At 41.3% G+C, this 16,339-nt stretch carries 17 protein-coding genes; 6 read left to right on the forward strand and 11 right to left on the reverse strand.

From position 1 onward, the window contains the following. Positions 1-131: 131 nt before the first annotated feature. The 3 genes from RRG12_RS06605 to coaD form a co-directional block, all read right to left on the reverse strand. Positions 132-458: a Ycf66 family protein gene (locus tag RRG12_RS06605; RefSeq protein ID WP_420758737.1), complete on the reverse strand. Its 327-nt coding sequence runs from the start codon at positions 456-458 to the stop codon at positions 132-134. 145 nt (positions 459-603) lie between these two features. Next, complete coding sequence (locus tag RRG12_RS06610; RefSeq protein WP_069073945.1) at positions 604-1,272, reverse strand: hypothetical protein; 669 nt, start codon at positions 1,270-1,272, stop codon at positions 604-606. Continuing rightward, entirely contained in the window at positions 1,182-1,733 is a 552-nt protein-coding gene (coaD, locus tag RRG12_RS06615; RefSeq protein ID WP_420758738.1) for a pantetheine-phosphate adenylyltransferase, read from the reverse strand. The genes RRG12_RS06610 and coaD overlap by 91 nt, the downstream gene beginning before the upstream one ends. A gap of 294 nt (positions 1,734-2,027) precedes the next feature. Here coaD and lgt point away from each other — a divergent pair, with 294 nt between their 5' ends. From lgt to RRG12_RS06640, 5 genes are all read left to right on the forward strand, one after another. Further along, positions 2,028-2,903 (forward strand): prolipoprotein diacylglyceryl transferase, encoded by an 876-nt coding sequence (gene lgt, locus RRG12_RS06620; protein WP_420758739.1) that lies wholly within the window; start codon positions 2,028-2,030, stop codon positions 2,901-2,903. Between the two features lie 183 nt (positions 2,904-3,086). Beyond that, positions 3,087-3,911, forward strand: coding sequence for a precorrin-4 C(11)-methyltransferase (gene cobM / locus RRG12_RS06625; protein ID WP_420758740.1), 825 nt, complete (start codon positions 3,087-3,089; stop codon positions 3,909-3,911). Between the two features lie 299 nt (positions 3,912-4,210). Beyond that, on the forward strand, positions 4,211-4,564 hold the full coding sequence (locus tag RRG12_RS06630; protein ID WP_069073949.1) for a phenylpyruvate tautomerase MIF-related protein: 354 nt from the start codon (positions 4,211-4,213) through the stop codon (positions 4,562-4,564). Positions 4,565-4,643: 79 nt separating this feature from the next. After that, positions 4,644-5,738 carry a 23S rRNA (adenine(2503)-C(2))-methyltransferase RlmN gene (gene rlmN, locus RRG12_RS06635; protein ID WP_420758741.1) on the forward strand — a complete coding sequence of 365 codons (1,095 nt, stop codon included), beginning with the start codon at positions 4,644-4,646 and terminating at the stop codon, positions 5,736-5,738. Positions 5,739-5,845: 107 nt separating this feature from the next. After that, a complete protein-coding gene (locus tag RRG12_RS06640; RefSeq protein WP_420758742.1) occupies positions 5,846-6,319 on the forward strand; it encodes a hypothetical protein in 474 nt (157 codons plus the stop codon). Positions 6,320-6,420: 101 nt separating this feature from the next. Here RRG12_RS06640 and RRG12_RS06645 read toward each other — a convergent pair whose 3' ends face one another. Both RRG12_RS06645 and uvrC read right to left on the reverse strand, forming a co-directional pair. Continuing rightward, on the reverse strand, positions 6,421-6,603 hold the full coding sequence (locus RRG12_RS06645; protein WP_084227354.1) for a replication restart DNA helicase PriA: 183 nt from the start codon (positions 6,601-6,603) through the stop codon (positions 6,421-6,423). A gap of 507 nt (positions 6,604-7,110) precedes the next feature. Continuing rightward, positions 7,111-8,988 carry an excinuclease ABC subunit UvrC gene (uvrC, locus tag RRG12_RS06650; RefSeq protein ID WP_420758743.1) on the reverse strand — a complete coding sequence of 626 codons (1,878 nt, stop codon included), beginning with the start codon at positions 8,986-8,988 and terminating at the stop codon, positions 7,111-7,113. 812 nt (positions 8,989-9,800) lie between these two features. Between uvrC and RRG12_RS06655 the strand changes: the two genes are divergently transcribed. Continuing rightward, positions 9,801-9,980: a hypothetical protein gene (locus RRG12_RS06655; protein WP_069073952.1), complete on the forward strand. Its 180-nt coding sequence runs from the start codon at positions 9,801-9,803 to the stop codon at positions 9,978-9,980. Positions 9,981-10,001: 21 nt separating this feature from the next. Here RRG12_RS06655 and RRG12_RS06660 read toward each other — a convergent pair whose 3' ends face one another. The 6 genes from RRG12_RS06660 to RRG12_RS06685 all read right to left on the reverse strand — a co-directional run bounded on the left by RRG12_RS06660 (position 10,002) and on the right by RRG12_RS06685 (position 16,012). Further along, the gene (locus tag RRG12_RS06660; protein WP_069073971.1) at positions 10,002-10,424 is read right to left on the reverse strand and encodes a response regulator; all 423 of its coding nucleotides are present in this window, start codon (positions 10,422-10,424) and stop codon (positions 10,002-10,004) included. A 507-nt stretch (positions 10,425-10,931) separates the two neighbouring features. Further along, positions 10,932-11,819 carry an NF038130 family PEP-CTERM protein gene (locus tag RRG12_RS06665; RefSeq protein WP_420758744.1) on the reverse strand — a complete coding sequence of 296 codons (888 nt, stop codon included), beginning with the start codon at positions 11,817-11,819 and terminating at the stop codon, positions 10,932-10,934. Positions 11,820-12,370: 551 nt separating this feature from the next. Then, positions 12,371-13,603, reverse strand: coding sequence for an LL-diaminopimelate aminotransferase (locus tag RRG12_RS06670; RefSeq protein WP_420758745.1), 1,233 nt, complete (start codon positions 13,601-13,603; stop codon positions 12,371-12,373). A 52-nt stretch (positions 13,604-13,655) separates the two neighbouring features. After that, positions 13,656-13,991, reverse strand: a complete 336-nt coding sequence (locus tag RRG12_RS06675; RefSeq protein WP_069073954.1) for a thioredoxin family protein — start codon at positions 13,989-13,991, stop codon at positions 13,656-13,658. Between the two features lie 174 nt (positions 13,992-14,165). Beyond that, a complete protein-coding gene (locus RRG12_RS06680) occupies positions 14,166-14,951 on the reverse strand; it encodes a PspA/IM30 family protein (RefSeq protein WP_420758746.1) in 786 nt (261 codons plus the stop codon). 305 nt (positions 14,952-15,256) lie between these two features. Continuing rightward, a complete protein-coding gene (locus tag RRG12_RS06685) occupies positions 15,257-16,012 on the reverse strand; it encodes a PspA/IM30 family protein (RefSeq protein ID WP_420758747.1) in 756 nt (251 codons plus the stop codon). Positions 16,013-16,339 lie beyond the last annotated feature (327 nt).

A 16,339-nucleotide genomic window follows, 5' to 3' on the forward strand; every position in this document is an offset into this window, starting at 1 on the left:
TACAAAGTACTGATTATTGTAAAGACGGCGATTTATCGCGTCTTTGCGATTAGTGGCGTGTCATCAAAAAACCTTATCCGAACCGTATTGGATACCGCTATATTAATAATAAAATTATCCCAATGCTAAAATCATCTATCTCTGTAAACTGCATTAATTACAATATCTTTAATACTTAGATAAAGAATTAATAGCAACAATAAAAATTGCCCAAATTGATGAATTGGATCTAAACGCCAACCTTGATATAACAAGATTGCTCCACTTGACAACATTATAATTGGCGTAAATATAAGTTGGATAATGTAAAGGGCTAAAGCCCAACCTCTAAGTCTGCTTCCACGTTGTGCGAGCCAAGCTACTGTTAAAATTAAGTAAATAATTGCCCAAAACAAATAAATAATTCCAATTAAGCCAGCTATATTTACTCCAAAGTTAACTTGGGCAAAAGTAAGCATTTATTAAAAATCCTGCTTAATTACAAGCCACAATTTTAAATCTATTAGTAGGTAGATTCCCTAAAAGTCTTCCTTAATGGAAATTGTTGGGTTAAGCAATAGCGAAACCCAACTTATAATTTTTCCCCATCTCTCATTACAACCTCTATCTTTTTTTACCAGGAGGTGAATTGCGCTGGGTGAGGTTATCAATTTGCAATTGTTGGCGTCCATTGGTGATAATTCGCAACATCTCTTTGAGATCCTGCTCGATATTTCCCAAAATGCCATCGGCATAAGCATCAGCACCATCTTCAATTTCTTGAGCGTGAGCGATCGCAGTTTGCCTCATTTGCTCTAACTCTTGCTGACAAGCATACCGCTTGCGGTCAATCTCGGCGAGGGTTTCTTGCATTATTCCCTCACACTCTTGTTGCACCTGTCGCCGCAGTTGTTCAGCTTCCTGTTCTGCATGTTGAATAATATCGCTTTCAGCTAAAATTTGCGCTCTTTTTGCTTGTGCGGCCTCAACAACCTGCTGTCCATACTCTTCCGCCTCTAGCAGAATTTCATTCTTTTGTTCTAGAATCACTGCTGCTTCTTGAAAAAGTGATGGTAAAGCAAGGCGAATGTAATCAAGCTGATCTAGCAGCTTTTCTTCATCTATGAGTGTGCGTCCCGTCAGCGGAATCCTGAGACTAGAGAGAACCATTTCCTCTAGGCGGTTGAGTTCCTGCTGAATATCTATGCTTCCCTCTCCACCGAGATACTCTTGAGGGGGGGGATTGCTTCCGTTGAGATTGGAGTCAACATTGGAGATTTGTGATTGTAGCATTGGTATATATCTAGGGCAATGTGTGGAGGAACGAGATGATCGATAGAGCCACCAAACCTTGCAATCTCTTTTACCACACTACTACTTAAAAAACTATACTCATTTGAGGTTGCAAGAAAAACTGTTTCTATTTGGGTAGAAAGAGTTTTATTGGTGTGAGCCATTTGCAGTTCCACTTCAAAATCTGACACAGCCCGTAAACCCCGGAGCAAAACTTGTGCTTGTCGCATTTGAGCGTAGTTAACGGTAAGACCATCAAAGCTGTCTACTTCTACATTAGGTAGATGTTGTGTAGAATGACGGATCTGATCTAGCCGCTGCTCCACGCTAAAAAGTGGCATTTTATTGGGGTTCCGCAGTACAGCGACAATCACCCGCTCAAACAGGCGACAACCGCGCTGGATGAGGTCAAGGTGTCCCAAAGTGATGGGGTCGAAGCTACCAGGATAAATAGCTATCACAATTTTAAATATATCAAAGTTGTTTAAGTGATTATATCGAAACCGTTTTGTGTAACTTACTCAAATCTACCATCTTGCGCTCTGAGTAAGGATACGAAACTCAATTGTTTTGTGACACAAGTTATGCTCAACTAGGCGTTAGGAACTAGACTCCTAAATATGAATACTGAATTTTTACCTATGTCCCGACAATGTGGTGGAGGATTGAAGTGTAGTTTTAGTATTCAAGACCCAAAAAACTCCGTACTTAGCAAAGTGCGCGGGTAGTTAACAAACTTTTCTAGGTAATTTTTCATGGTACTGGATCTTTCCATCTTACCTTTGGCGTTTCAATTTACTTCTCCAGGGCCGATTTTGCTGAAAATAGGGCCACTAACTATCCGTTGGTATGGCTTATTGATTGCTACAGCAGTGTTAATTGGCGTCATCCTTTCCCAGAATTTGGCAAAACGCCGCAATGTTAACCCTGAGTTGTTAGGTGATTTGTTCTTTTGGTTATTAATTGGGGCAATTCCTGGCGCACGGCTATATTACGTTTTCTTTGAGTGGCCCAAATATGCCTCAACTCCAGAAAAAATCTTTGCGATTTGGGAAGGAGGTATTGCTATTCACGGAGCAATTCTTGGTGGCGTTTTGGCTGCGTTAATCTTTGCCAAAATCAAGCAGGTTTCTTTCTGGCAACTGGCAGATTTAGTCGCGCCTTCGCTGATTTTAGGTCAAGCGATCGGACGTTGGGGCAATTTCTTTAATTCGGAAGCTTTTGGCGATCCTACCGATTTACCCTGGAAGCTTTATATTCCACCAGACCATCGTCCTCTAGGATATGCTAGTTCTGAATACTTTCATCCCACCTTCCTCTACGAATCTCTGTGGGATTTAATGGTGTTTACGCTATTAATAACGCTGTTTTTCCGGTCTTTAGCCGGTAAACCACGTTTGAAGGTAGGCACAATATTTTTAGTTTACTGGCCAGCCTATAGTTTAGGACGCTTGTGGATTGAAGGCTTTCGCACTGATAGCTTGATGCTGGGGGAATTACGCATTGCACAAGTAGTCAGTAGTCTGGGAATTTTATTGGGATTAGTTGGATTAGCTTGGCTTTACTTACTCAAACGCCCTTTACCTGATGTCGTTTCTACTTCTAAGGTAAATGAGGAGAGTGGGAGATGAGGGGAGTGGGGAGTGGGAGAGAGGATGAATGACAAATGACAAATAACTAAAAAATAAAAAATGCCCCAGAGTATTCTCTAGGGCTTAACCAGGGTGCATCTACCATTACTATCTACTAGGGAAATAGGGTGAATCCGGAAAGATACTGAATAAATTGCCAAAATATTTTTTTGAGAGATTGCCATGTGTTCTTCTAAAAGTGAATATACAGAAAGTCTAAGCTATAAAAAAACACTATACGCTGTAGAACCATCTGTGTATATTGTCGGAGCAGGCCCCGGAGATCCTGATTTATTAACGGTGAAGGCGCAGAAACTACTGGCTGCTGCTGATGTGATTTTATTTGCTGATTCTTTAATACCCGAACAGATTTTAGAACTTTGCCGAAAAGATGCGGAGATCATTAGAACTGCGAATCAGACTTTAGAAGAAATTTTGCCGATTATGATCGATAGGGTGCGATCGCAAAATAAATCTCTAGTCCGTCTCCATTCTGGCGATCCTAGTCTCTACAGCGCCATCCACGAGCAAATGCACCTCCTTGCAGAGGCAAATATTCCTTTTGAAGTCATCCCAGGTATCAGCGCCTTTCAAGCCGCTGCTGCCAAACTTAAAGTAGAATTAACTGTCCCTGGTTTAGTCCAAACGATTATTTTGACGCGCATCAGCGGACGTACAGAAGTCCCCGCCACTGAAGAATTAGCCACTCTGGCAGCACATCAGGCTAGTCTTTGTCTATATTTGAGTGCGCGTCACGTCGAAAATGCCCAAGCTAAACTACTCGAACATTACCCAGCCGAAACCCCCATTGCAATCTGCTTTCGCATCGGATGGCCTGATGAAAAAATCAGGGTTGTTCCCCTGAATGAAATGGCAGACTGCACTCATGAAGAAAAACTAATTCGCACTACACTTTATATAATCAGTCCAGCACTTTCGCCAGCAACGGGGCGATCGCGTTTATATCATCCTGAACATAATCACTTATTTCGCTCATCTCATAACTAAATGGTGGGAATTGGGCATTGGGCATTGGGAATTCGATACGGTTTGGTTAAGGCAAGAGACGCGATGAATCGCCGTCTCTACAAAAGATTGATCCTTGTAGAGACGGCGATTTATCGCGTCTTTGGATCTAGAATTTTCATCAAAAAACCTTAACCGAACCGTATTGATTGGGAATTGGGCATTGGGCATTGGTTATTTATTCTCCTTGTCCTCTTCATCTCCCTAATCTTTGTACTCTGTACCTCTGCATTTAGATAAACTTAACAATGTAATAAAATCCAAAATCCCAATTCAGTACTATGCCATTAATCAAAGTGCAAACTTCTGCTGAATCTCCTCAAAAAGCTGAAATTGAGTCAATGCTTTTAAATCTATCAGCCAAGTTAGCGAAACATTTGGGAAAACCAGAATCATACGTCATGACTGCTTTTGAGCCAGGAATTCCCATGACTTTTGCAGGGAATACAGACCCAGTTTGCTACATTGAAATTAAAAGCATTGGCACAATGAAGCCAGAGCAAACCGCAGCAATGAGTCAAGACTTTTGCCAGCAAATTAACCAAACTCTCGGTGTGCCAAAAAATCGCATTTACATAGAGTTTGCAGACGCCAAGGGGGCAATGTGGGGTTGGAACGGCACAACCTTTGGTTAATTCCCCCATCTTCTTTGGTCAAGACTAACTTGAACTGGCAGGTGTAGGATAGAGATTCAACATCAACTCGTGATTTTTTATGTCTGCTACGCCTCTTGTATCTCAGGTTGACTCACACAACCCAGAAAAATCAGAATTAATCTCTCCTCTTCTCGGTGCTTCTTTGGCGGAGTTAACTGCTTGGGTGCAGCAGCAAGGACAACCTACTTACAGAGGAAAGCAGCTGCATGAATGGATCTATGACAAGGGAGTGCGATCACTATCTGATATTTCTGTCTTCTCCAAACAATGGCGTGCAGAATTAGCAGAAGTTCCCGTAGGGCGCTCAATTCTACATTACCGCTCTGAGGCTCCCGATGGTACGGTGAAATATCTTTTACGATTAGCAGACGGGCAAATCATTGAAACTGTAGGCATCCCCACCTTCGCAGAAAGGGGAGAAGGCCCAAAAGCCCGTTTGACAGTTTGCGTCTCTACTCAGGTGGGTTGCCCAATGGCGTGTGATTTCTGCGCTACTGGTAAGGGAGGCTACAAGCGCAACCTTGCACGGCACGAAATTGTTGATCAGGTGTTGACTGTGCAAGAAGATTTTCGGCAACGGGTTAGCAATGTGGTGTTTATGGGACTGGGTGAACCGTTGTTGAATACTGAGAATGTCCTAGCAGCATTGAAATCTCTAAATCAAGATGTCGGTATAGGACAGCGATCGCTTACAGTTTCTACAGTTGGAATTCGCGATCGCATTCGTCAGTTCGCGCAAAATAATTTGCAAATCACTCTGGCTGTAAGTCTCCACGCACCCAACCAAGCACTACGCGAAAAACTCATCCCCAGCGCCCGCGCCTATCCTCTAGAAGATTTACTGGCTGAATGTCGGGAATATGTGGAAATCACTGGACGCCGTGTTACCTTTGAATATGTTCTCCTCGCGGGTGTTAATGATTTACCAGAACATGCTTTGGAACTTTCAAAATGTATGCGGGGATTTCAAAGTCATGTGAATTTGATTCCTTATAATCCCATCCAAGAAGTAGACTATAAACGCCCCAACCGCGATCGCATTGAAGCATTTGTCAACGTCCTCAAGCAGCAAAATACTGCCGTTAGTGTCCGCTATTCCCGTGGTTTAGAAGCCGATGCTGCTTGCGGGCAATTGAGAGCCAGTAAGAATTAAACAAGCTTAGAAGTCAGCAATTGCTCCAAATAGACCTCGGTAAAAATTGTTATATTAAGGTTAAGCGATCGCTAAAACCAATCTATAACAATTGACGAGATAACTCTATGTTGAATCGCTCATTGATTCTTAAATTCTGGCTATTAGTGATTGTTTTTGCAAAAGCTTTGCCAATGAATTCTCCTGTATACGGACAAATAATTCAGACGAATCCTCAGCAACCTGAATTATCTCAAGAAAAAATGAGACAACAACAAGAGGAGCAAACTCAGCAAACACAAGAGAAATTGAAGGAAACATGGCTACGCCTAAACCTTCAACAACCCCAACAACTACAACAACAGCAGAGAATACAACAGCAAGAATTTACACGACAACGGCAAGAATTAATACGCCAGCAACAACAGAGAATACAACAACAAGAAACAAGACTACAACAGCAAGAATTTACCCGACAGCAACAACAGAGAATACAACAGCAACAACTCAGACAAGATCAACAAATTAGACAACAGCAAGAATTGAGATTAGAACAACAAAGACGACAGCAACAACTCAGACAACAGAATAACAAGCTGTGAAGTGTTCAAAATTTCTGATGAATAACTTTATCGTCAGAAGTCAGAATTCAGAATTCAGGAGTCAGAATTCTGAATTCAGAATAGCTGAATTCTTCTTCAACTTATCTAGCAGGTGCGTGAATACCAGGGGCATAAGCCTCAATTACTTTGCCGGTGCGAGTACAACTAATCATTAAGTAATCACAACTTGGGCATTGTGTGCGAGTTAATTGGCTATCAGAAATATAATAACGCTCTGCATGACTACCACAATTTGGGCAGTAAATCTTTTGTACTGTCTGCATTTTAAAACCCCTGGTTGTAATTATTTTTTATTTGGTAAAGCTACAAGTTAAACCCGTAAAAATTCTGGTTCGACCCAACTTAACAAACTACTGTAATATTGGCTGATTATTTTAAACAAAATTTCAGGTTTGAAAACTTTTCGATATCTTGATCTATTATCCTAGAATCTAGGTGATTTTACCCTCCAACTTTAGACACATAAATTATTTTTTAATTAAATACTGCTTAGAGATTTACTGATCCCCATAATTAATGCTTTGAGAGAACCTTGTTTATAGTCATTTCAGACGAATACAAAAAAAGCCGTTCTTGTATTCAAAAATTAAAACCCAGAAAATACTGTATCTTTAGTCACAAAATATCTATCTTAAGATTTAGTTAATATTTGCTAGCAATATTTATGAGATTAAATTCTGTAAGATAATCTAATGAAAACTACCAAACTTTATGAGAAGCGGCTTCCTTTGCTCGGAACTTCAGGAGCCGCTCAGAGTTTCCTAAAAATTTCAAGCCGGATGAAAATAATTGTAAATTTCTTGAGCCAAACGCGGCCCAATTCCTGCGACTTCCGCGAGTTGTGTTGGTGTTGCTTGTCGAATATAGTCAACTGAGCGAAAATGTCCTAGTAGCAGCTTTTGTCGATGATGTCCTAAGCCAGGAATTTCATCTAAACGCGATCGCTTCAATTTATCACTACGTTGCTGACGATGAAAACTGACTGCAAATCGATGCGCTTCATCGCGCAACCGCCGCAACAACTGCACCCCTGGTTGTTCTGCATCAGTTGTCAAGGGTTTAGATTCTCCCGGTAAAAAAATCTCTTCTCGCTGCTTCGCTAAACTCACAACTCGCAAGTCTTCTAATAAATTCATCTCTTGCAAAACGGCGATAACTGAAGATAGCTGACCTTTCCCGCCATCAATCATGATTAAATCAGGCCAGTCTGGATTACCCAAACGTGCTAATTGCTGATTTTCCCCATACTTACGAAACCGCCGCCCAATAACTTCAGCCAGACTAGCAAAATCATCTGAATGTCCCGCCGTCACCGTGGGATTTTTAATTTTGTAGTGGCGATAGTGCTGTTTGGCGGGTAATCCGTCGATAAATACCACTTGCGAAGCTACAGCATTTGACCCTTGAATATGGGAAATGTCATAACCTTCAATGCGGTGGGGTGCATCTGGTAAATCGAGAATGGCGGCTAAATCTTGCATTGCTTGGTGATTGCGATCGCCAAATTTTTGCATTCTTTGCAATTCATACTGGGCATTTCGCTCTACCATCTCAATTAATTCTGCCTTAGTTTGCCGTAAAGGAGTCAAAATTGTGACTTTTTTACCTTTACGTTGAGTTAAGACATCCGCCAATATCTCCACATCTGGTAAATCATGCTGTACCAAAATTTCTAAAGGTATTTCTACTGAGTCAGCAGTTTGGTAATGTTCCTCCAAAGCTCGTTGTAAAATAGCTCCCGGTTCTGCGTGAGCATCCGCCACAAAAGCTAAACGTCCTACCAATTGACCAGCGCGAATCTGGAACAGTTGAATACAGGCGTGCTGTTCGTCGGCTGCCAGTGCGATCGCATCCCGCGAAACTGTATCATCTGGTAAGGAAACCTTTTGGTCAGCTGTCAGCGACTTTAACCCAGAAATTTGATCGCGAATCCGCGCTGCTGACTCAAAATTCAAGTTTTCGGCGGCGGCGTTCATCTGTTGAGTCAAAATATCAATCAGTTCTTGAGTTCGACCTTGGAATACCATCGCCACCTTTTGGACAATTTTGCGATATTCTTCTGGTGAAATCAGCTTTTGACACACACCCGGACAACGCCCTAAATCATAATTTAAGCAAGGACGGTCTTTGAAAAGTGGTTGAGGTCGTTGTCTTTGGGGAAAGATGCGTTTACAGATGCGGACAATTTCTCGCAGTAACCCAGCATCAGTATAAGGCCCATAAAATTTATCCTTTTCTTTGCCGAACTGGCGTTTACGGGTAATAAAAATTCGCGGATAATCTTCTGACCAAGTAATGCAGAGATAGGGATATTTTTTATCATCTTTGAGCAGCACGTTAAAGTATGGCTGGTGCTGCTTAATCAAGTTGGCTTCGAGTGCTAGAGCTTCGGCTTCAGTATCAGTGACAATGAATTCAATTTCTGTCACCAACTTGACCATCGTGGCGATGCGTTCACTCTTATTGTAGCCATCCCGGAAATAGGAACGGACACGCGATCGCAACTTACGTGATTTACCTATATATATAATGCGATCGCTGTTGTCCCGCATAAAATAAACCCCCGGTTCCGGTGGAATTTCGGCTAGACGGTTTTCCAGTCGTTCTGGTTCTTTAACCAGCGGTAATATTTGCGTAGATATTGTCACAACGAAAATTAGGTAATCTTTCTCTATTTTAAGAAAAATAATTTTTTCGTGCCGATTTAACAGACTATTTATCAAGTAAATATAAAGTTGGCATCATGATCTACATACACCAGAGTACTGGTGACTGGGGATTGCTGACTAGGTGGTAATCTGAGAGGTTTTTAGTCTACACAAAGAGAAACCTATAGACGCTTGCTGCTACGGCTTTCTGTAGGGTGGATGGGATGGGTTTCCAAGCTAGATGTTTACCTGAAAAAATGCTGCAAACATCAGAACTTTGAAGTAGACAATAGTTTGTTTAGCTGCGACTTGAGTCATCGGCTACTACTGTTAGAGGATGTTTGAAAAGTCATGATTGATGTATAAAATTTTTTTACCCCACCCTAGCCCTCCCCTTATAAAGGGGAGGGAACTGGATTTTATTGTTTCCCCCCTTTATAAGGGGGGACTAAGGGGGGTAATAATTCGATTAAAATCACAACATACTACTTTTCAAACAACCTCTTAGAATAAAACTTTCTTTTTTGAAGATATAATTAATATTTTAAAATCAAGAATACTTTTTATTTAAAAGTTTGTTTTTTAAATAAAAATATTTTTATCTTTTTTTACTTACTTTTTTCTGTCTTTAAAAAAAGAATATATTTAGATATTGTTTTTATAAAACTAATATAAAAATTTTATTATTCTCCAAAATTTAATTTTTTTTATTGAATTTATACTATTAAGCGAATTAACGGATTTAGGAAATCAGATTCTCAATTATGATTGAGAATATAGCTATTATAATAATTTTAAGCAAAAGCTCAACTATGAACTTACAAGATTTTGAAGCCCAGTATCGTGAGGCTATGGCTGAAACTCTCAATGAGCTACAAACAGCAGTTTTATTGCTAGCGCAAGTACAAGATAAAATTTCAAACATTGGCAGTTCTGTACAAAATCTTAGTGAGCGTGTGGAAGAGTTCATCGCTAACCAAAAAGCAGAATAAATTCACGCATAACACAAAACTTTATCTGTGGCGACAAGTAAACTGTTCTTCAATTGCAAAGATGAGATCCTTAAGTTTTAACGGTTTGACAAAATAGTGACGTGCGCCCAAACTCAGAGCTAGTTCCTGATCTGCTTTAAAAGCAAAGGCTGAAACCACAATAATAGGTATTTTTGACAAATCAGGTTTTTGCTGGACTTGTTTTAAAAGCGAATAACCGTCAACATCTGGCAGTTTCAAGTCTAGTAACATTAAATCTGGCTGGAATTTCTCTATAGTTGAGAAAAAAGTAGAGCCTTCTGATAAACTCTCGACATCGTACCCACTGTAACTTAGATAGTCACTCAGTAACATCCGATTGAGATAATGGTCTTCAACTAGCAAAATTCGTCTAACTTTGTGTGACCGCAATGGCTGATCTATATTGAGTAATTGTGCTGTCATTGCCATCTATTATCTGATTATTTTAATTAAAAGCCAACAATTATTACGATAAACCAAAACGGGAGTGTATTTAAATATAGTGAAACAAATAGAAATTTGACTTATCTAAATCTATTCAAAGATATAAATAAATTAAATTTAGCTACACTACAACACCTAAAGGATACTATCCTTAAAGATAATTTAATCAAGAATTAAGCTTTTCTTTTGCGAACTTTGTCTTAATTTTAGTATTAAATGAACAATTGCTTTTAAAAATTGAATCGTCGAATTTGTATTAGTAAAACTACTTAAGTAATACTGTACGTTATGATAATTCCCCTTCCTAAAACAGGTTTCATTTAGATGTGAGGGTAATTCAGGAGACAGGAGGAACTGTTTGCCAATGTTTTTAGAAATAGTATAACCTAGAAGATTAAATTATCTTACAGTTTGAAGAAATTCTTCATCAAAAAAGGGAGCTAATAAATAGCTCCCTAACTTATTTGTCGTTTTTAAACCACAATCTTAAATAGATGCTTTTTTAAATTTGCGTTGGGTAGCAAACACACCAGCAATACCCAACAGACCAAGCATTACTGATGGTTCTGGGACTGCTGCGGGTGGTACACCTTTTATGCCAACTTCATAGTTGCCACTGTGGGACTTGCCATCAGCACCTACTCCTAAACTGTTACTTAGCCCACTGTTCGTAGCAGAAAAGCTGTAAAGGAAATCAGTCTTGTCATTGTAGGTAACTTTAACAACTTCACTAGCTTGGAATCCAGTTTTGAGAAAACTAGCCAAGAGTGGTGATATGGGAGCATAGTACTCTTTCAAATTAAAGTGACCGGCTAACCCAATTTTAATATCGCCAGTGATGTCATTTTGATTAACATAAGAGATATTAGGGTCGCTGGAGCGTTGGAAACCATTGATGCCCAAAAACGCATTATAAGCTGTAGGGATTAAATTTGCTCCTAAACCAGCTGCCTTAGCAAATTCGTTAAACCAAGTATTTGCAAAGTTCTTTGCTCCATAGCTTGTACTCAATCCTGAGCCAGTACTAAACCAATCTGTTGCTGTCAGGCTGCTCAAGGTAATACTTTTATCACCAATTTGCCCTGTCAAAGTGGTGTTTTTGGTGAAATCAAAACCAGACCCTTCACTGCCAGCTCGTAACTCTACGTTTCCAGTAGGATTTGCAGCATTACCATCCAGAACTTTCTGGACGTTTGTCTGAGTATTTGGCACAAGAACAGTACTGTTACCTGACACATCATAGACTAAATAATCACTTGCTGCTGTTCCACCTATGGTAGCACCAGTAAGTGTTCCAGCCTGTGCTGGTACTGTGGCAAGAGCGCTCACACCAATAGCCATTGAAGCACCAATCACAAGTTTCTGAAAAGTCATCTTCATTTTTTCAAGTCTCTGTCAGTTTGGAAGTTAAGTTTTAAACTATTGCCGTTTTTAGGCTTGGGCTGTCTTGACTACAGGCTTTTTGACAATATGGTTGCTTAAAAACGCAACCTATATCGTTAGCCGTGTTTGGTAGCTTTGCGTACAAACCCAGTTTAAGAAACGGTGAGACCTGATTGGGTAAAGTTCATGCTGATTATCAATGAAAAGATGACTAATATTTATAGACTTTTATACGTATAATTACGATTACAGTCAAAATAGGGTAGTAATTTTAAATACAGCTTATTATTTTAGTAGAATATAAGTATTCGTAGGGGCAATTCATGTGCATTGGTGTCAACTTACTGAAGTAGACTGAATATTTTTGGGGATATTCTAGTCATCTAAAGATGACTTTCGCTATGATTCTTGGAACTTCAGTTCCTTGCGGGACATAGTTTTTGCGTTAAGTTGACACCAATGATTCATGAATTGCCCCTATGGTGTGTTCTCTCCACAGACTTTGCTGCAAAAAATCTTTGGTGTTTAATTTGAGAAAAAATTTAATTTAGGAATTCAGCAATTCTTTCCACAGCAGTTTCTAACAAAGGTGGCTCATGCACCAAGGCAAAACGGACATATCCCTCTCCAGATTTGCCAAAGCCAGCCCCAGGGGAAGCGGCTACACCAGTTTGTTTGACTAGCTCGGTACAAAATTGTACGGAGTTTTGACTCCAAGATGGGGGTAACTTTGCCCAAATGTACATTGTCGCTTCGGGAGTGGGAACTTTCCAGCCAATGCGATGTAAAGCTGTAATGAAAGCATCTCGGCGCTTCTGGAATGTTGCAACGGCCGTTTTCACCCCAGCTTGCGGGCCAGTCAAGGCTGCGATCGCACCATTCAAAATTCCCCGATACTGATTAAAATCAACGGCGGCTTTTACCTGGCGTAAAGCATTAATTAACTGGGCATTCCCGATGGCGTAGCCAATGCGGAAGCCGCCCATATTGTAAGACTTGGAAAGGGTGAGAAATTCAATCGAGACCCTTTTCTCTGGATCAGCTTGCAGAATCGAGGGTACTAGGGATTTTGGATTTTGGATTTTGGATTTTAGATTGGGAGAAGAGTCTACCCAGTCTCCAGTCTGCTCAAATACCAAATCTACGTAGGGGAAATCGTGAACGAGGACGAGATTGTGTTGCTGACAGAAGGCGACAGCTTCTTGGAAGAAAGATAAAGGTGCGATCGCAGCCGTGGGGTTATGAGGATAACTTAATACCATCATCCGCGACTGCGCCAAGACTGGGGCGGGAATATCAGCAAACACTGGTAAAAAATCATTTTCTGCCCGTAATGGCATTGGGTAGATTTGGCCACTTGCTAGATAGACTCCCCCCGCGTGCGAGGGATAACCTGGATCGAGCAACAGGGCAAAATCTCCTGGATTGAGTATTGCTAGGGGTAAATGGGCTGTACCTTCTTGAGAACCAATCAGAGGTAGTACCTCAGTTTGAGGATCTACTCTGATGCCAAATTTTTGTTCATACCATTTGGCTGCGGCTTCGCGAAACCCTTGAGTACCGTTAAACAACAGATAGCCGTGGGTACTGTGATCGTGGAGAGATTGGGCGATCGCCTCAATTACGTGTGCCTCGGCTGGTAGATCAGAAGACCCCAAGGACAAATCAATTATCTGTCGTCCAGCGGCCAAAGCGACTGCCTTGGCTCTGTCCATATCAGCAAATACATTAGATTGTAGGGGTTGTAAACGTTGTGCAAACTGTATGTTAGTCATTAGTCATTGGTCATTAGTCATTGGTCATTGGTCATTTGCTATGAACTATTGACTAATTACTGCTTAAGTGAGTATCTAAAAGAGCAAGTAATTTATCTTTGCCGATAACTCCTTCAGTGGATTCTAGTAGTTTATCTCCTTGAAATAGTCTGAGGGCAGGTACACCTTCCACTTGGTACTGCTTAACAGTGAGTGGGTTAGGGTCAATTTCCATCTTAACGACTTTGAGGCGATCGCTATATTTGGTAGCGGTTGAGTTAATCAGGGGCGACATCAATTGACAAGGCCCACACCAGGAAGCCCAAAAGTAAACTAATACAGGCTGCTCGGCTTTTAACACTTCGGTTTCAAACTCAGCATCAGTTATGGTGATTACAGCCTTACTCATTGCAGTCTCCGTCAGGTGGCGATCAAAGTTGGCACACACAATACTTTATCCCAAAGTCGTCAATAGTCCATAGTCAATAATTCATAGTTATTAGGACTGTTAACTATTGACTAATGACGTAAAATCCCACAGCCAATAGGTGTGGGACTAGCTCAAATAAGTTTTCTGCCAATTTTACAGTTGATCCAATTGCTTGCGTAGTGAATCTAACTCGGCATCAACCACCTCATTAGATTTGGGATTAGGAGCAGTGGTTTCTTGTTGTTGCGGTGGCAGTTGAGCTTGATTTTGTGGAGTTGCGGGTGGTAGCATTTGCGCTTTCAAAGCTGCCAATTCATCATCAACATCGCTACCACCTTCCAACTGGGCAAATTGGGTTTCTAAATCTGCACCTGCTAACTCTCCTAGTGCCTGGGCACGAGATTCTTGCATCAAGACTTTTTCTTCCATCCGCTCGAAGGCAGACATTGCACTGCTGGTATTCATCCCACGCACCATGCCTTGGAGTTGCTCTTGGGCTTTGGCAGTGGTAATCCGAGCTTTAAGCATTTCTTTCTTGGTCTTAGCTTCAGAAATTTTGCTTTCTAGCTGGATTAAATTGCGCTTGAGGGTTTCAACTTGAGTACTTTGGGTATCTAAACTAGCTTTGAGGGCAGTACTGGTGTCAGTATAAGTCTTCTTCCGCTCTAGGGCTTGTCGTGCTAAGTTCTCATCACCTTTTTGCAGCGCCAGTTGGGCATTACGTTGCCACTTATTGATTTCATTTTGGGCGTCATTATACTGTTTCTCGCTACGTTTTTGGGCGGCGATCGCCTGAGCTACTCCCTGACGAAGCTGCACCAAGTCTTCCTGCATTTCCAGGATGGCTTGCTCTAGCATTTTTTCGGGGTCTTCGGCTTTGTTAACCAGGTCGTTGAGGTTAGAACTAACTACTCGCTTAATGCGATCGAATAATCCCATAACTTTGTTTTTCCTTGTGTGCTTTACGCTTTTTGTTGGACAGTTAGCTTTTTTACTTTTTTAATAGCTACCTATTTCAATGTAATCTTTCCGGCTTGAATCAGTACCTCCCAACAACTCTTAATTGTTAAGATATCTCCAAACTGGGGTAATTAGCCGAACTTCAAGAAGAGGCATGGGGCATGGGGCATGGGGCATGGGGCATTGGGCATGGGGACAAGGGGAAAGACTTGTTTCAAGTTCTCACCTCTTGTCCCCTTGTCCCCCTTATGTCCCTCATCTCCCCCTGCTCCCTTGCTTGCTTTTCAAGAGTCTTGAGTTTTGGGTAACTGCTGCTGGGGAGGCTGCACTGTCTTCTGGTTTTCCTCAGTGAGGAGATTGTTGTGCTGTGTGTTTTCTGCCTGGTTTAAAACCTGCACCTTCATTGCTGCCAATTCGGCATCTACGTTATTATTAGATTCCAAGGAAGTAAATTGTGTTTCCAAGTCGTCGCTACCGAGTTGAGCGATCGCTTCGGATTGAGCTTCTATTTGCAAAACTTTTTCTTCCATGCGCTCAAAGGCACTTAGACTGCTGGTGGCAGAAACTCCACCGAGCATTTCCTGGAGGCGAGAAGACGCTTCAGCAGAACGGGCGCGAGCGATATACATATCTTTTTTAGTTTTCGCCTCGGAAATTTTTAACTCTAGCGATCGCATATCCTTTTTTAGCCTAGCTACTATATCGTTTTGCTGCTCTATTTGGGAAAATAGGGCTGTAGCGGTTTGTTTATACGCTTGGCGCTTAGTTAAAGCTTCCCGTGCTAGAGGTTCGTTGCCTTGTTGCAGTGCCAATTGGGCGCGGCGATACCATTCTTCTGTTTGAGAATTGGCGGCTGCTGCCTGTCGTTCAGTGCGTTTCTGAGTAGCGATCGCTTGTGCTACACCCTGCCGCAACCGCACTAGATTTTCCTGCATCTCCAAGACAGTTTGCTCCAGAATCTTTTCTGGATCTTCTGCACCGCCGATCAAACTATTAAGATTAGCGCGAATCACCCGCAGGATACGCTTGATTAATTCCATATCGGCTCTCCATTCACGAAACTCAGTAATGAGTGCTGAGTGCTGATTGCTGAGTGCTAAGTGCTGTTAGCGGGGCGTTGAGCCAGTACTGAGTTTTGAATTAGTTATGGAGTACTGAGTGCGTAGTTAAAGTCCTAAGTATAATATTACTCTGTCATAGGTTAGTCAATGAGTGCTGAATGCCCAGTTAGAGTCCTGAATCTAATATTCATATTTTTTGTTGTAGGGCTGTAAACAAACAAGATTTTGTCTCTTACTACTCAGCACTCAGCACTCATTGACTCAGCACTCATTGACTCAACACTCAAAACTCAGCACTCAAAACTC

This window comes from Nostoc sp. CALU 546, from assembly GCF_048836525.1.

Bases quoted from the DNA above. Each gene is read 5' to 3' on its own strand.
- RRG12_RS06670 (WP_420758745.1), bottom strand. From the start codon at position 13,603: ATGACTAACATACAGTTTGCACAACGTTTACAACCCCTACAATCTAAT.
- RRG12_RS06655 (WP_069073952.1), top strand. From the start codon at position 9,801: ATGAACTTACAAGATTTTGAAGCCCAGTATCGTGAGGCTATGGCTGAA.
- RRG12_RS06660 (WP_069073971.1), bottom strand. From the start codon at position 10,424: ATGACAGCACAATTACTCAATATAGATCAGCCATTGCGGTCACACAAA.
- RRG12_RS06665 (WP_420758744.1), bottom strand. From the start codon at position 11,819: ATGACTTTTCAGAAACTTGTGATTGGTGCTTCAATGGCTATTGGTGTG.
- lgt (WP_420758739.1), top strand. From the start codon at position 2,028: ATGGTACTGGATCTTTCCATCTTACCTTTGGCGTTTCAATTTACTTCT.
- RRG12_RS06640 (WP_420758742.1), top strand. From the start codon at position 5,846: ATGTTGAATCGCTCATTGATTCTTAAATTCTGGCTATTAGTGATTGTT.
- RRG12_RS06630 (WP_069073949.1), top strand. From the start codon at position 4,211: ATGCCATTAATCAAAGTGCAAACTTCTGCTGAATCTCCTCAAAAAGCT.
- RRG12_RS06610 (WP_069073945.1), bottom strand. From the start codon at position 1,272: ATGCTACAATCACAAATCTCCAATGTTGACTCCAATCTCAACGGAAGC.
- RRG12_RS06645 (WP_084227354.1), bottom strand. From the start codon at position 6,603: ATGCAGACAGTACAAAAGATTTACTGCCCAAATTGTGGTAGTCATGCA.
- cobM (WP_420758740.1), top strand. From the start codon at position 3,087: ATGTGTTCTTCTAAAAGTGAATATACAGAAAGTCTAAGCTATAAAAAA.
- RRG12_RS06680 (WP_420758746.1), bottom strand. From the start codon at position 14,951: ATGGGATTATTCGATCGCATTAAGCGAGTAGTTAGTTCTAACCTCAAC.
- rlmN (WP_420758741.1), top strand. From the start codon at position 4,644: ATGTCTGCTACGCCTCTTGTATCTCAGGTTGACTCACACAACCCAGAA.
- RRG12_RS06675 (WP_069073954.1), bottom strand. From the start codon at position 13,991: ATGAGTAAGGCTGTAATCACCATAACTGATGCTGAGTTTGAAACCGAA.
- RRG12_RS06685 (WP_420758747.1), bottom strand. From the start codon at position 16,012: ATGGAATTAATCAAGCGTATCCTGCGGGTGATTCGCGCTAATCTTAAT.
- RRG12_RS06605 (WP_420758737.1), bottom strand. From the start codon at position 458: ATGCTTACTTTTGCCCAAGTTAACTTTGGAGTAAATATAGCTGGCTTA.